General features: G+C 72.4%; 12 protein-coding genes. 5 read left to right on the top strand and 7 right to left on the bottom strand.

Going from position 1 to position 13,567, the window contains the following annotated elements; translation table 11 throughout:
- Positions 1 to 102 precede the first annotated feature (102 nt).
- Both ACWD5D_RS13900 and ACWD5D_RS13905 read left to right on the top strand, forming a co-directional pair.
- Positions 103 to 1,002: a DUF3626 domain-containing protein gene (locus ACWD5D_RS13900; protein ID WP_451372894.1), complete on the top strand. Its 900-nt coding sequence runs from the start codon at positions 103 to 105 to the stop codon at positions 1,000 to 1,002.
- A 342-nt stretch (positions 1,003 to 1,344) separates the two neighbouring features.
- On the top strand, positions 1,345 to 2,634 hold the full coding sequence (locus tag ACWD5D_RS13905) for an ROK family protein (RefSeq protein ID WP_451372895.1): 1,290 nt from the start codon (positions 1,345 to 1,347) through the stop codon (positions 2,632 to 2,634).
- Between the two features lie 330 nt (positions 2,635 to 2,964).
- On the opposite strand, the gene ACWD5D_RS13910 is transcribed toward ACWD5D_RS13905, so the two are convergent.
- Positions 2,965 to 4,005, bottom strand: a complete 1,041-nt coding sequence (locus tag ACWD5D_RS13910) for a PHP domain-containing protein (RefSeq protein ID WP_451372896.1) — start codon at positions 4,003 to 4,005, stop codon at positions 2,965 to 2,967.
- Positions 4,006 to 4,184: 179 nt separating this feature from the next.
- Between ACWD5D_RS13910 and ACWD5D_RS13915 the strand changes: the two genes are divergently transcribed.
- Complete coding sequence (locus ACWD5D_RS13915; RefSeq protein ID WP_451372897.1) at positions 4,185 to 4,430, top strand: hypothetical protein; 246 nt, start codon at positions 4,185 to 4,187, stop codon at positions 4,428 to 4,430.
- A 12-nt stretch (positions 4,431 to 4,442) separates the two neighbouring features.
- Here ACWD5D_RS13915 and ACWD5D_RS13920 read toward each other — a convergent pair whose 3' ends face one another.
- From ACWD5D_RS13920 to ACWD5D_RS13930, 3 genes are all read right to left on the bottom strand, one after another.
- Entirely contained in the window at positions 4,443 to 5,681 is a 1,239-nt protein-coding gene (locus ACWD5D_RS13920) for a ricin-type beta-trefoil lectin domain protein (protein WP_451372898.1), read from the bottom strand.
- A 99-nt stretch (positions 5,682 to 5,780) separates the two neighbouring features.
- Positions 5,781 to 6,122 (bottom strand): anti-sigma factor antagonist, encoded by a 342-nt coding sequence (locus tag ACWD5D_RS13925; RefSeq protein WP_451372899.1) that lies wholly within the window; start codon positions 6,120 to 6,122, stop codon positions 5,781 to 5,783.
- Between the two features lie 144 nt (positions 6,123 to 6,266).
- Complete coding sequence (locus ACWD5D_RS13930; RefSeq protein ID WP_451372900.1) at positions 6,267 to 7,217, bottom strand: NADP-dependent oxidoreductase; 951 nt, start codon at positions 7,215 to 7,217, stop codon at positions 6,267 to 6,269.
- 154 nt (positions 7,218 to 7,371) lie between these two features.
- Between ACWD5D_RS13930 and ACWD5D_RS13935 the strand changes: the two genes are divergently transcribed.
- Positions 7,372 to 8,217, top strand: a complete 846-nt coding sequence (locus ACWD5D_RS13935; protein ID WP_451372901.1) for a hypothetical protein — start codon at positions 7,372 to 7,374, stop codon at positions 8,215 to 8,217.
- Positions 8,218 to 8,320: 103 nt separating this feature from the next.
- On the opposite strand, the gene ACWD5D_RS13940 is transcribed toward ACWD5D_RS13935, so the two are convergent.
- Positions 8,321 to 9,952 (bottom strand): amidohydrolase, encoded by a 1,632-nt coding sequence (locus ACWD5D_RS13940; RefSeq protein WP_451372902.1) that lies wholly within the window; start codon positions 9,950 to 9,952, stop codon positions 8,321 to 8,323.
- 42 nt (positions 9,953 to 9,994) lie between these two features.
- Positions 9,995 to 11,497, bottom strand: a complete 1,503-nt coding sequence (locus ACWD5D_RS13945) for an APC family permease (protein ID WP_451372903.1) — start codon at positions 11,495 to 11,497, stop codon at positions 9,995 to 9,997.
- Positions 11,498 to 11,645: 148 nt separating this feature from the next.
- On the opposite strand from ACWD5D_RS13945, the gene ACWD5D_RS13950 reads away from it, so the two are divergent.
- The gene (locus ACWD5D_RS13950) at positions 11,646 to 12,365 is read left to right on the top strand and encodes a TetR/AcrR family transcriptional regulator (protein ID WP_451372904.1); all 720 of its coding nucleotides are present in this window, start codon (positions 11,646 to 11,648) and stop codon (positions 12,363 to 12,365) included.
- A gap of 222 nt (positions 12,366 to 12,587) precedes the next feature.
- Here the strand turns inward: ACWD5D_RS13950 and ACWD5D_RS13955 are convergent, their stop codons facing one another.
- Positions 12,588 to 13,037 (bottom strand): nitroreductase family deazaflavin-dependent oxidoreductase, encoded by a 450-nt coding sequence (locus tag ACWD5D_RS13955; RefSeq protein ID WP_451372905.1) that lies wholly within the window; start codon positions 13,035 to 13,037, stop codon positions 12,588 to 12,590.
- Positions 13,038 to 13,567 lie beyond the last annotated feature (530 nt).

Consider the following 13,567-nt stretch of genomic DNA (forward strand, 5'->3'; position numbering starts at 1 on the left):
TCCCTTCGGATGCGGTGCTCGTGCATTCCCTGAACCTAGGACTCCTAGGTTCAGAGACATCATATTTAGGCAGGAGAGAGTGGGCCAATGGATTTCTGGGAGATGACATCGCCGCGTGCCCGGCGCGCACGGGACCATGTGGCCGCCCGGGTGTCCGGCCCGCCGCTCGCCCCCGACGTCCGCATCACCCTGAACTTCCATCCGGACCGGCTGTGCGCGGGCGTACCCGTCCTCGAGGCGCTGGCCCGGGACGGCGCCTACCACTCCCAGTTCGTCACCGGCACCAGCAACGGCGGCCTGACCGCGCACCCGGGCGGCGACCGCTGGCGCTGGGAGAGCCGGATCTTCGGCGGCGTCTACGACGACGCGGCCCCGGCCGAGCGTCCGGTGTACGGTGCCCTCGACTTCCGCCGCCAGGTGGTCGGCGCGGCCCCCCGCTTCGGTTCCTCCCACCTCAGACTGACCGCCCCGGTCCTGGCACGGGCCACCTTCTGCTACCCGGACAGCGCGGCCGAGCCCGACGACTACGGCGTGGCCGCGGCCATGCCCCTGATCGCGCTCGCCGAGGCCGACGAGCGCGATGCCCTCGACGACTACATCGAGAGCCACGTCCACGGGGGAGTGCTGCTCGCCCGGGACGTCGAGGCGCTCGTCCTCGACGCGAGCTACCGGGGCACCCCGGTGGAGACGGCGGCCCGGCGCCTGCCCTTCCCGCTCGACTGGCACCCCGGCTACCGGCTCACCGTCACCGGCCTGCGCCGCCACGCTGGCTTCCGGGGCCCGGAGTACGCCGCCCTGGGCGCTCGTATCGCCGAGGACGGGCTGCTCACCCCGCGTGTCATCGGGGACGCGGTCCGCACCGGTCGCCACGAACTCCAGGATCTGAAGATGGTGTGGCACACCGTGGCCCGCTTCGGAGCCCCGGAGGGCGCGGGTACGGCGTTCCCGGGCCCTGCTCAACCTCCGGTGTCCTCGTCTCCGGAGGCCACACCCCGGGGGTGAGGATTCCCAAGGAGCGGGCGCGGGGGACGAGTTCGGTGCGGTTGGTGGCCGACCAGCGGGCCGGCAGGCGGCGCAGGTGGTGGCTGACGCCGTCGCGTGTGAGGCAGAGTTCGTGGGCGGCCCGGTCGACCGTGGCCCTCCACGGTGTCCCGGTCGTCGGCATCACCGCCACCGGCCCCGGCCGGCTCTCATGCGGCAGGTCGTGGAAGCCGCGGGGCCGGCTTGCGGCCAGGGGGGCGACCCCTGCTTAGTTCAGATCATGAAATAAGGGTTGGTATAAAGTCGTCTCCAGCCTGTCCAGGGAGGTATGTTGCAGGTCGGGCAGGGCGCGAAGGGAGCGACATGGCGGGGCGGAACGGGCGCACGGTACGCGACCTGAGGCGGGGCAACCGGACGGCCGTACTCCAACGGCTGTACTTCGACGGCCCGCTCAGCCGCTTCGAGCTGGGCCCGGCCACGGGACTCAGCTCCGGCTCGGTCAGCAACGTGGTCGCGGACCTCGCCGCCGACGGGCTGGTCGAGGAGGCCGGCAGCGTCGACTCCGACGGCGGCCGCCCCCGCACCCTGCTGCGGGTGTCCCCGCGCAGCGGCCAGATGATCGGCGTCGACGTCGGTGAAACCCGCGTCCGCGTCGAGCTGTTCGACCTGGCCCTCACCGAACTGGCCCGCACCGAGCGCCCGTTGGCTCCGCAGGGTTACGACGTCGACGTCATCGCCGGCCACATCCGCGACGGCATCGCCGAGATCCTCGCGGTCGAGGAGGCGGCGCCCGAGCGGCTGCTCGGCGTCGGCGTCGGTGTCCCCGGCATCGTCGAGCACACCGCCGACCGAGGTGCCGTCGTCCACGGCCAGACCATCGGCTGGGACGCGGTCCCGCTGGAGCAGTTGCTCCGCTCCACCTCCCAACTCCCCGACAACGTCCCGTACTTCATCGACAACGGCGCCAAGACCCTGGGCCAGGCCGAGATGTGGTTCGGCGCCGGGCGCGGCGCCCGCAACGCCGTCGTCGTGCTCTTCGGCTCCGGGGTCGGCGCCTGCCTGGTCACCCCGGAGGTGGAGCACGGCCGGGCCGTCGAGTGGGGCCATCTGACCGTACGGGTGCGGGGGCGGCGCTGCCGCTGCGGTGCCCCGGGCTGCCTGGAGGCCTATGCGGGAGCGGAGTCGCTGCTGGCGCGCTGGGAGGAGGGGGGCGGCCGCCCGCCCGAGGGCACCGACGAGGAGACCGCGCTCACCGCGATGCTCGCCGCCGCCTACCCACCCGACGGCACCGAGCCCGACCCGGTCGCGCTCGCCGTGCTGGAGGAGACCGCCGAGTACCTCGGCGCGGGCCTGTCCGACCTGATCAACCTCTTCCAGCCCGAGCGCATCCTGATCGGCGGCTGGGCCGGCCTTCAGCTCGGCACCCGCTTCCTGCCCGCCGTACGACGCCACGCGGCGACGTACGCCCTGCGCCACCCGGCCGACAAGGTCACCATCGACCTCGGCCGGCTCGGCCCCGACGCCGTCACCGTCGGCGCGGCGATCCTGCCCCTCGCCGACTTCTTCGCCCGGGGCGGGCGCCGCGCCGAGACGGCCGCCGACGAACGCCACCCCGTATGGCGGACCGCGCTGGCGGACCGGACGCCGCGCTGAGCGGTACGAGGCGGAGTCGAAGCGGTACGAGTACGAGTTCGAGTCGAGCGGTACGAGTTCGAGGCCGGGCCGGGGCGCATGGAAAAGCCCCGGCCGTGACGGGGGAATCACGGCCGGGGCGGCCAAGTGGTGGGCACGCATGGCGGTCGCCTCTCGGCGAAAGGCTCCACAGGGCTTCAGCCGAACGATCGTCCCTGTGGTCACATGGTGAGGCCCGGGGACACAGTCCCATCCGCACCCACGCCGTGTTCAACGGGCAACCTCACGGTGGTGTTCCATCGGCTGCCGTGATACGGGTCACGGCGGCCGGGGAGCGGGCCCACGGGCCCCTCATGTGCGACGCGCCCCTGCCGGCAGACGGCCCTCGCGCGTCCAGTCGAGCAGCTCGTCCGCCGACCAGGCGGTCACCACCCGCTCGGCGGCGACCCCGCACTCCTCCGCGCGGGCGCAGCCGAAGATCTGCCAGTCCAGCTGGCCGGGCGCGTGCGCGTCGGTGTCGATCGAGAACAGCACCCCGGCCCCGACCGCCTCGCGCAGCAGCCGCCGCGGCGGGTCCAGCCGCTCGGGACGGCTGTTGATCTCCACGGCGGTGCCCGACTCGGCGCAGGCGGCGAACACCTCGCCCGCCTCGAACTCCGACTCCGGCCGCCCCCGGCCCGTGACCAGCCGGCCGGTGCAGTGGCCGAGGACGTCCGCGTGCGGATTCCGCACGGCCGCCACCATCCGGCGGGTCATCGAGCGGGCGTCCATGCGCAGCTTGGAGTGAACGGACACCACCACGACGTCCAGCTGCTCCAGCAGCTCGGGCTCCTGGTCCAGCGAGCCGTCCTCCAGGATGTCGCACTCGATGCCCGTGAGCAGCCGGAACGGCGCCCACCGCGTGTTCAGCTCCGCCACCACCGCCAGCTGCTCGCGCAGCCGCTCGGGGCTGAGCCCCCGGGCCACGGTCAGCCGGGGGGAGTGGTCGGTCAGCGCCGTCCAGGCGTGGCCCAGCCGGGCCGCCGCCCACCCCATCTCCTCGATCGGGCTGCCGCCGTCCGACCAGTCCGAGTGCGTGTGACAGTCGCCGCGCAGCAGCGCCCGCAGCTCGGTGCCGCCCTCGACCGGGAGCGGCGCCCCGGCCTCCTCCTCCACCGTGCGCAGATAGCCGGGGACCTCCCCGGCCAGCGCCTCCCGCACCACCTGCGCGGTCTTGGGTCCGACCCCTTTCAGCGACTCCAGCGTCCCGGCCGCCGCCCGCCGGGCGACCTCCTCCTCGGACAGTTCCGAGAGCACCCGGGCGGCGGTACGGAATGCCCGTACCCGATAGGTGGGCGCGAGCGAGCGCTCCAGCAGAAAGGCGATCCGGTCCAGGGCCGCGACGGGATCCATGGCCACCTCCAGCTCCCCACGGACCTCCAGGGTTGCCCAGGGCCGTACCCGCCGCACGGCGACGGCCCGCCGGGTCCGCGTGCACGGCCCGCCGGGCCTGCGTGCGGGTCCCGCCGGGCTCGCCTGTACGGCTCGCGAGGAGGAGTCGTCCGCCCGCGTCGCGTTCTACGCTCTATTGCATGACCGAACAATCAGCTCCCCACATCTCGCACCCGCGGATCCTGGTGCTCGGGTTGTGTCCCGGCAAGCCGGGTGAGCCGCCGTTCCGGATCGTGCAGATCGACGGTCGGGTGGTCAGGGAGGCCACCTCCATCACGGACGTGCTGGAGACCGCCGCCCACCACGGGATCACCATCCACGACCTGGACGACCCGGAGGTGGTCCGCTGGGTGGGAGGCGACAAGTTCCGCTGGAAGCTGCACTGAGCCGGGGACGGCTCAGCCGACGGTCCACTTCTGGTTGGCGCCACCGGTGCAGCTCCAGATCTGCAGCCGGGTTCCGTTGGCCGAGTTGTTCCCGGTCACGTCGAGGCACTTGTCCGCCTGTGGATTGACGATGTCGTGCGCCGCCGTGACGGTCCACTTCTGGTTGGTGCCGCCGCTGCAGTCCCACAGCTGGACGGTGGAGCCGTTCGCAGTGCCCCGGTCCGTGATGTCCATGCACTTGCCGAGCGCCCGGATGGTGCCGTCCGAGCCGACCGTCCACTGCTGTGCGGCGGTGCCGTTGCAGTCGTAGAGCTGGACCGGGGTGCCGTTGGCGGGGTTCGCGCCCGCCACGTCCACGCACTTGCCCGCCAGGCCCCGGATGGCGGCTCCGGCCGCGTTGTCGCTCGTCGTCACCGACACCGAGTCCACCACCAGCGTTTGCGGGAACTGGGTCGAGCCGTCCGGGTCGCCGGGCCAGTAGCCGCCCACCGCCAGGTTCAGGATGAGGAAGAACGGCTTGTTGAAGACCCACGTCTTCCCGCCCAGGTCGGCGGGCGTGCGCCGCTGGTAGACGTTTCCGTCCACCGACCAGGTGATCGAGTCGGGTGCCCAGTCGACGGCGAAGGTGTGGAAGGCGTCCGCGAACGCCTGCCCGCCGGGCAGGGAGTAGGGCGCCCCTATGCCGCCGGAGCCGGAGTAGCCGGGGCCGTGGATGGTGCCGTGCACGGTGGAGGGCTCGAAGCCGACGTTCTCCATCACGTCGATCTCGCCCGAGTCCGGCCAGTTCACCGGCGTTCCGAGCATCCAGAACGCGGGCCACATGCCCTGCCCGCGCGGGATCTTCATCCGGGCCTCGACGTGGCCGTACTGGGCGTTGAACTTCCCGGCGGTGTTCATCCGGGCCGAGGTGTACTGGCAGCTGCCGTACCAGCACTGGTAGCCCGCCGGGTTCTCCTTGCGGGCCGTGATCACCAGGTGGCCCTGGCCGTCCAGCGCCGCGTTCTTGGTGCCGGAGGTGTAGTACTGCCGCTCGTGGTTGTTGACGTTGTCGCCGGTCTCCAAGGTCCACTTCGAGGAGTCGACCCCGGCGCCCGAGGGTCCGTCGAAGTTGTCGGAGAACGTTGTCACGGCCGCGGCCGTGGCCAGCGGTGCGGTGGTCTGCGCCCGGACCGGGCCGGCGGCGACCGAGCCGACCAGTGCGGCGGACAGGGCGGCGAAGAGGCAAGTGCGGAGCAGGCGTGGGGAGGCCATGACACTCCGATCGCGTGGGGGTGTGATGCCTCTTGATTTAAGAAGTGAGATAAGAGGGCGTCAATACTTTGGTACGGACCAGTAGTTGACGGGTCGTCGTCACAGCGAGCCGGACGCGGCCTCGGACCGCTCCAGGGCCGCGTCCAGTGTCGGGTGGGGTGGCAGCAGCCGGGACAGCCCGGTGACCCGGAAGACGCGGAGGGTCAGCGGGTGGGTGCACACGAGCTCCAGTCGCCCGCCGCGCTCCAGCACCCGGCTGCGGGTGCGGTAGACCAGCCGCAGCCCTGAGCAGTCGAAGAACTCGACGGAGCCGAGGTCCAGCACCAGGCGGACGCCCGGCCGGGCAGACACCGCGTCGAGGAAGGGTGCGATCTCGGCCGCCGCGGCGATGTCGATCTCGCCCCGCAACTCGACCACGGTGTGCCCGCGGTCCTCGTGCACGCGTAGATGCCGGGGGATCGGTGTGGGTTCCTGTCGCACCACGGCAGCCCCTCCCGCACACGCCCGGAAACCGCTTCCTGGAAAGTCAACTTACCCTCGATGGAAGGAATTTGAGCATGTTCGATTGACATATGTCTGCGAGTTTCAGTCCATCACCAGCACCAACTTGCCCGTCGTCCGCCCGGTGTCTCCCAGCTCGTGTGCCTTCGCGGCCTCGGCGAGCGGGAAGGTCCCCGCGATCGTCGCGCGCAGCCTGCCCGACTCCGCCAGCTCCGCGATCGCCTCCATCCCGGACCGGTCGGCGTCCACCAGCATGCGCACCGCCCGCACGCCGAGACGCTCCGCCTCGTCGTGGAACTCCCGCGAACCGACCGGCAGGATCGACACCACGATCCCGCCGGGCCGCAGCACGCGCAGCGACCGTACGGACGTCTCGCCGCCGACGGTGTCCAGGACGACGTCGACCTCCCGCACCGCCTCCGTGACGTCGGTGGTCCGGTAGTCGACGGCCTCGTCCACGCCGATCTCCCGCAGGAAGTCGTGCTTGCCCGCGCTCGCCGTGCCGATCACGTACGCGCCGAGCACCTTGGCGATCTGCACGGCCACGTGCCCGACCCCGCCGGCCGCGGCGTGGATCAGGACCCGGCTGCCGGGCCGGACGTCCGCGTGCTCGGTCAGCGCCTGCCACGCGGTCAGCGAGACCAGCGGCAGCGCGCCCGCCCGGACGTGGTCGATCGAGGCCGGCTTGCGGGTCAGGGCGCGCACCGGCGCGATCACGTACTCGGCGTGCGAGCCATGGCCGAATGGGTACGGCAGCATGCCGAAGACCTCGTCACCGGGCCGGAAGGCGGCCGCGCCGACCCCCGTCGCCACGACCTCGCCGGACACGTCCCAGCCCAGGACGAACGGCGGCTCGCCAAGGAAACCGCCGGTTGTCCGGTGCTTCCAGTCGGTCGGGTTGACGCCGGCCGCGCGCACCCGGACCAGCACCTCGTTCGGGCGCGGCACGGGCCGCTCCACCCGCACTTCCTTCAGGACCTCGGGGCCGCCGAGGACGTCCTGACTGATCGCACGCATCGTGTCCACATCGCTCATGGTCACCAGCATGCCGTGCCCCGCCCGCCCCGCCCCGAACGTTTCGGCCCGCCCCGGCGTCGTAGGGCCGGACGGATCAAGGAAGACACCGAGAGTCACCGGAAACACCGAGAGTCACCGAGGATGCCGGGGACGCCGGGGAACAGGGGCGGGAATGCGCAGAAGGCTGGTGGCCGTGGGTGTGGCCGTACTGGCGGCCGTGACGGTGGTGGGGTGCGACGACGGCACCGGCGTGCGGGTGGTGGTCGAGGGCATGCCGCCGGCCAGCCCCTACAGCGGCCCCCTGTACGTGCCCACCACGGCCGTGGACGGCCGCAGCCCCCGTGCCCTGCTGCGGACCTCCGGAGCGGCGGGCCGGGCGCTGGAGTGCGACGGGGAGATCTTCGACGGCGCGGGACCCGACGGGTGGAGCAAGAGGGACGGCGGCGACACGCCGGAGGAGGGGCTGAAGGTGTACTTCGACATGTTCCAGCCCGCCCAGCCCGACCACGGCTACCGGGCGGAGCGCCGGGAGAAGGACCGGGTGCTGTACTCCTTCGACGTCCGCGGCCGCACCAAGGTGGCCGTCGTGGTGGCCAAGGACCAGAAGGACCGCCCCGGTTGGGGCCCGGAGACCAGCGCCGCCTGCGACCCCGCCGAACTCCCCGCCCGGTTCGCGGCAGAGCAGGGCTACGAGGTCTGGACGGACGGCGACGGCGAACGGGTACCGGTGCGCCGGCTCAGCAGCTCTCCCGGACCCGAACACTGCGACTGGGATTCGGCATACTTCCTCGACCTGGACGGCCGCACGTACGTCCGTGACCCCGAGGGTGTGCTCGACGACCTCCTGAAGGCGCCGTACCGCAGGGACGTCCCCATGCCGGCGGACGCCCACGACACCGGGTACCACTACCGGAGTCGGCACCTGTGGCTGAGCGCCGACCGGGCGACGGCCTACGTCCGCACGTCCGACGGCGTGGAGGCCTGGCCGCAGGCCAGGCAGCAGATCGCCTGCATGTGATCGCCTGCGTGTGATCGGCTGCATGTGACCCGCGGGCGCGTCGCCGAGGACAGGCGCGGGGCCGGGAACCGCGCGTCGGCGACGACCGGCCCGGCCCCCCGGCTCAATCGCCGTCCGCCGCGTACACCCGCTCACCCCCCACATAGGTGAGGGCCACCCGCGTCTGCGCGATCGCCTCCGCCGGCCCGGCGAACGGGTCGCGGTCCAGCACCACCAGATCGGCGAGCGCCCCGGCGGCCACCCGCCCCGTGTCGTCCAGGTGGTTCACGTACGCCGACCCCGCCGTGTACGCCGTCAGCGCCTCCGCAAGGCTCAGCCGCTCGCCCGGCAGGAACACCGGCTCGGTGCCGCCCGGTTCGACGCGGTTGACCGCGACATGGACGCCCTGGAGCGGGTCGGGGCTGCTCACCGGCCAGTCGCTGCCCGCGGCGAGCCGCGCCCCCGAGCGCAGCAGTGCCGCGAACGGGTACTGCCACCCGGCCCGTTCCGTCCCGAGGAAGGGGATCGTCAGCTCGTCCATCTGCGGCTCGTGCGCGGCCCACAGCGGCTGGATGTTGGCGGTGGCGCCGAGCCGGGCGAAGCGCGGCACGTCGTCGGGGTGCACCACCTGGAGATGTGCCAGGTGCGGCCGGGTGTCGTTGGGCCCGTTGGCGGTGCGGGCCGCCTCGATGGAATCCAGCGCGTCGCGTACGGCCCGGTCGCCGAGCGCGTGGAAATGGCACTGGAAGCCGAGCGCGTCCAACTCGGTCACGTACTCGGGGAGTCGGGCCGGGTCGATGAAGCTCTTGCCGCGGTTGGCGGTGGCGCAGCCGCACCGGTCCAGGTAGGGGTCGAGCAGCGCGGCCGTGTGGTTCTCGGCGACCCCGTCCAGCATCAGCTTCACGGTGCCCGCGCGGAACCGGCCGTGGCCGAACGCGGCCCGCTTCTCGACCAGTTCGGGGATCTGCTCGGCCCCGCGCTCCCGGTCCCACCACAGCGCGCCGACCACGCGCGCGGTCAGTGACCCGTCCCGGGCCGCGGTGAGGTACGCCTGTGCCGGGTCGTCCATGCCGAGGAAGTCACCGACCAGCGCGTCCTGCCAGGCGGTGATGCCGAGCGCGTGCAGATGCCGCTGGGCGTGCAGCAGCGCGGCCAGCCGGTCGGCCGCGGTGGCGGCCGGCGTGAGCCGGCCCACCAGCTGCATCGCCCCCTCCTGCAGCGTGCCGCTCGGCTCGCCCGAGGCGTCCCGCTCTATCCGCCCGTCGGCCGGGTCGGGGGTGTTCCGGTCGATGCCGGCCAATTCCAGGGCGCGGCTGTTCACCCAGGCGCCGTGGTGGTCCCGGTTCGGCAGGTACACCGGCCGGTCCGGCACGACCGCGTCCAGCAGTTCCCTGGTCGGCGTGCCGCCCTCGAACGCCTCCATCGACCAGCCGCCGCCGAGGATCCACTCCCGCCCGGGATGGGCCTCGGCGTACGCGCGGACGGCGGCCACGCTGTCCGCGGCGGTTGTCGCCCCGGTCAGATCGCACTGGGTCATCTCCAGGCCGGCCGGCACCGGATGCACGTGCGCGTCCTGGAAGCCCGGCAGCAGCAGCCGCCCGGTGAGGTCGACCACGTCCGTGCGCGGCCCGGCCAGCGCGCGCACTTCGTCGTGTCCGACGGCGGTGACGCGGTCCCCGGTGACCGCCACGGCGGTGGCCGTCAGCCCCTCGGGAGTGAGGACGGGGCCGCCGGTGAAGAGCAGATCAGCGTGCATGATGCCTTTCCTGGAAGGACAGTCGGAAGGACGGTCGGAGGGTCAGTCGACGGTGGACAGGAGCCGCGGGGAGTCGGCGTCGGTGCCCTCGCCGGTGCGGAAGTACGGGGAACGGCGCACCCACTTCGCCCACGCGGCCACGACGAACCCGGACACGATCATCACCAGCGGCATGAGCAGCAGGAACCGGCCGTTGTCCGCGCTCACTTCGAGGTGGTCGGCGGAGGTGTAGAAGGACCACGCGAGATAGCCGCCGAGGCCCAGCAGGGACAGGGCGCTCAGCCCGGGCAGGACCACCGCCCGGATCCCCTGCCGCCAGTCCTCGCGCAGCAGGTTCCGGAAGCGGGCGGCGGCCGCGAGCGCGGTGAGCGCGTACGACAGCGCGACCACGATGCCTACCGCGTTCACCGTCGCCATGATCATGTCCGCGAGGCGCGGGATCACCAGGGCGAGCACCGCCACGGCCGTGGCCAGCGCCCCGATCAGCAGGGTCCCGGCGGCCGGAGTCCCGTACCGGGAACTGACCTTGGACCACACCGGCCCGAGGGTACGGTCCCGGCTCATCGCGAACATCCCCCGAGCCGCCGGGATGACCCCGGCCTGGAGCGAGGCCACCGCCGAGAACATCAGCGCCACCAGGGGCAGCGCCGCCAGCGGCTGCGCGGCCAGCCGGTCCCCGAAGTACGCCAGCCCCTGGGCCCCGTGCCCGGCCAACTCGTCCTCCGACAGCACTCGTTGGAAGGCGATCGAGCCGAGCAGGAACAGCCCGAGCATGGTCACCAGGGTGATCGTCCCGGCCCGGGAGGCGTCCCGCGGGGCGCGCACCTCCTCGTTGACGGTGAACGCGGCCTCGAAGCCCCAGTAGCAGAACACCGACAGCAGCAGTCCCTGCGCCAGCGCGCTCGCCGAGGGGATCGTGAACGGGTCGAACCAGGAGAGCCGGAAGGGGTGCGGGCCGACCGCGATGCCGTATACGCAAAAGCTCAGCAGGACGACGTACTCGAACACCAGCAGCCAGGTCTGCAGCCGGGCCGCGGTCCGCACGCCGGTCACGGCCGTCAAGGTGACCGCGGCCAGCACGAGGACACCGACCGCCGTCGTCTGCGCGGTCGAGTCGGGATCCAGGCCGAGCGAGCCGATCCGGTGCAGGCCCGCGTCCCCGGCCAGTTGCAGCATCGCCGACCCGGTCACCGCCGTGGTGTACGCGAGGAACGCGACGCTCGCCACGAAGTTGACCCAGCCGACCATGAAACCGAGCCAGGGACTGAGTGAACGGCCCACCCACACATAGCCGTTGCCCGCGTTCGGCTCCACCCGGTTCAGCCGCGAGAAGGCCCCGGCGATCCCGAGGATCGGCAGGAACGCCAGCAGCATGATGGCCGGCAGATGGAGGCCGACCACGCCGGCCGTCACCCCGAGCCCGATGCCGATGCTCGTGGTCGCGGCCGTACTGGACGCGGCGACGGCGACACAGTCCAGCACGCTCAGTGACTTGCGCAGCTCGGGCCGCGCCGGTGGATCCACACCGAAGGGTCTCTCGCTCATGACCGGCTCTCCGCTCGCAGCGCGGGGCCTGGTCGGCCCCGGTGACCGCAGATGAAACCGCCCGCGCGCTTCACAGGTCAACGGTGTTGTCATAAGGTGCCCGGCACACCCCGGGCACATCCGGGGGCACAGTTCAGGGAGGGTTCCGATGAGCGAGCGCGTCGTGCCGCCCGCCGAACGGCGGCGCCGGCGCCCCACCAAACAGGGCGTCGTCCTCTCCGAGGAGCTGATCGTCGAGACCGCGCTCCGGCTGATCGAGGAGCACGGCGCCGACGCCCTGTCCGTGCGCCGGCTCGGCCGCGCCCTCGGCGCCGACCCCAGCTCCCTGTACCGGTACTTCCGGCACACCGACGACCTGATGCTCGCCATCGCCGACGAGCTGATCGGCCACAGCCTGCGCGTCTGGCGGCCCACCGGCGACTGGCGGGCCGACCTGCGCGACCTCGGTCTGCGCATGCACACGAGTGCGCTCGCGCATCCCCGGGCCGCCGTGCTCAGCGCGCACCGCGTCACCGGCCGGACGCACGAGATCCAGGCCGTCGAGAGCATCCTCGGCGTGCTCCGCGGGGCAGGATTCCCGGACCGGGAGGCGGTGCGGATCTACCACGCCTTCGTCGACCAGGCCCTCGCCTTCGCCGCCCTCGACTCCGCCGGCACCGCCCTGCCCCGGACCGCCCGCGAGGCCGAGGCCGAGGTCTGGCGGGACACGTACGCCCGGCTGCCCGCCGGCACCCACCCCCACATCGCGTCCTGCGCCCGCCACCTCATGGCCACCATGCGCCGCAGCTCCTACCCGGCCGCCCTGGACCTGCTGCTGACTGCCGCGCAGGCCCAACTGGAGGGGATCCACGCGGAGGCGGACGGCTGATGCCGCGCGGGAAAGGCCCCCGCCCGCACGGGTGAGGTACGCCTGACCGTCCGACGGTGCACAGGCCCGGTACGTGCGAGGCGTGCAGGGGCGCGGGCAGGAAAGCGGCCCCGCCGCGACGGGGGAGCGCGGCGGGGCCTGACGCACGGCTGCCCGCCCGGGAAACGGTTCATGCGTCCAGGACGCAGATATTTTCTCGACCGAACCGCTGCCCAGCCGGAATCAGCTCTCGTCGAGCGGATCCAGGACGAACAGCGGGATCTCCCGGGTGGTCTTCTCCTGGTACTCGGCGTACGGCGGGTAAGCGGCCACGGCCCGCTCCCACCACTCGGCCTTCTCCGCTCCGGTGGCCTCGCGGGCCCGCATGTCCCGCTTGACCGGGCCGTCCTGCAGCTCGACGTGCGGATCGGAGGTGATGTTGAAGTACCAGACGGGATGCTTGGGCGCCCCGCCCTGCGAGGCGACCACCGCGTACCTGCCCTCGTGCTCCACCCGCATCAGCGGGGTCTTGCGGATCTTCCCGCTCCGGGCGCCCCGCGTGGTCAGCAGGATCACCGGCAGTCCGGTGTCGAGCAGCGTCGTGCCCTTCGTCCCGCCCGAACTCTCGTACAGCTCGACCTGATCGCGCACCCACTCGGCCGGGCTGGGCTCGTACTCGCCCTCAAGAGGCATCGGATCCGTACCCTTCGTCGGTCCTACGGCTGATTCCTGCGGCCAGCTTCAACACACCCGGCCGCCGGTTTCATCCGCAACCCGGGCCGCTTGGGCCGAGCGGGTGATCACGCGCACCACGTCTACGAGGACAGCCCCGCCGTGGCCCACGCCCTCGCCCCCGACGTCCCGGGCATCACCCGCGTGCCCTGAGACCACCGGCACCGGACCCACCGCCGGGGTCAGGCGGGTCACCAGGACCGGACGGGTGGTCCCGCCAGGTGACATCACCGGGACCGGATGGACCACCGGAGCCGCTTGGATCGCTGGGACCGTACGAGCCGAGCGATAATGAAAAGGCCGGGACACGCCTCCCGAGCGACTGGAACCAGCCGCTCCGAATGTGCCCGGCGGCGCGGTGCCCCGCTGGTCAGGGGCGCCTTCCCGCTCACCGGGCGAGCGGGAACCCGGCGCGTGACAACCCCCCATCGCCCTGTGCTTCGGACAGATTCTCCGGATCACCGATCTGGCCGAACTTTCCGTCGCCGATT

This window comes from Streptomyces sp. NPDC002520, assembly GCF_053595235.1.

Bases quoted from the DNA above. Each gene is read 5' to 3' on its own strand.
- ACWD5D_RS13900 (WP_451372894.1), top strand. From the start codon at position 103: ATGACATCGCCGCGTGCCCGGCGCGCACGGGACCATGTGGCCGCCCGG.
- ACWD5D_RS13905 (WP_451372895.1), top strand. From the start codon at position 1,345: ATGGCGGGGCGGAACGGGCGCACGGTACGCGACCTGAGGCGGGGCAAC.
- ACWD5D_RS13910 (WP_451372896.1), bottom strand. From the start codon at position 4,005: ATGGATCCCGTCGCGGCCCTGGACCGGATCGCCTTTCTGCTGGAGCGC.
- ACWD5D_RS13915 (WP_451372897.1), top strand. From the start codon at position 4,185: ATGACCGAACAATCAGCTCCCCACATCTCGCACCCGCGGATCCTGGTG.
- ACWD5D_RS13920 (WP_451372898.1), bottom strand. From the start codon at position 5,681: ATGGCCTCCCCACGCCTGCTCCGCACTTGCCTCTTCGCCGCCCTGTCC.
- ACWD5D_RS13930 (WP_451372900.1), bottom strand. From the start codon at position 7,217: ATGAGCGATGTGGACACGATGCGTGCGATCAGTCAGGACGTCCTCGGC.
- ACWD5D_RS13935 (WP_451372901.1), top strand. From the start codon at position 7,372: ATGCGCAGAAGGCTGGTGGCCGTGGGTGTGGCCGTACTGGCGGCCGTG.
- ACWD5D_RS13940 (WP_451372902.1), bottom strand. From the start codon at position 9,952: ATGCACGCTGATCTGCTCTTCACCGGCGGCCCCGTCCTCACTCCCGAG.
- ACWD5D_RS13945 (WP_451372903.1), bottom strand. From the start codon at position 11,497: ATGAGCGAGAGACCCTTCGGTGTGGATCCACCGGCGCGGCCCGAGCTG.
- ACWD5D_RS13950 (WP_451372904.1), top strand. From the start codon at position 11,646: ATGAGCGAGCGCGTCGTGCCGCCCGCCGAACGGCGGCGCCGGCGCCCC.
- ACWD5D_RS13955 (WP_451372905.1), bottom strand. From the start codon at position 13,037: ATGCCTCTTGAGGGCGAGTACGAGCCCAGCCCGGCCGAGTGGGTGCGC.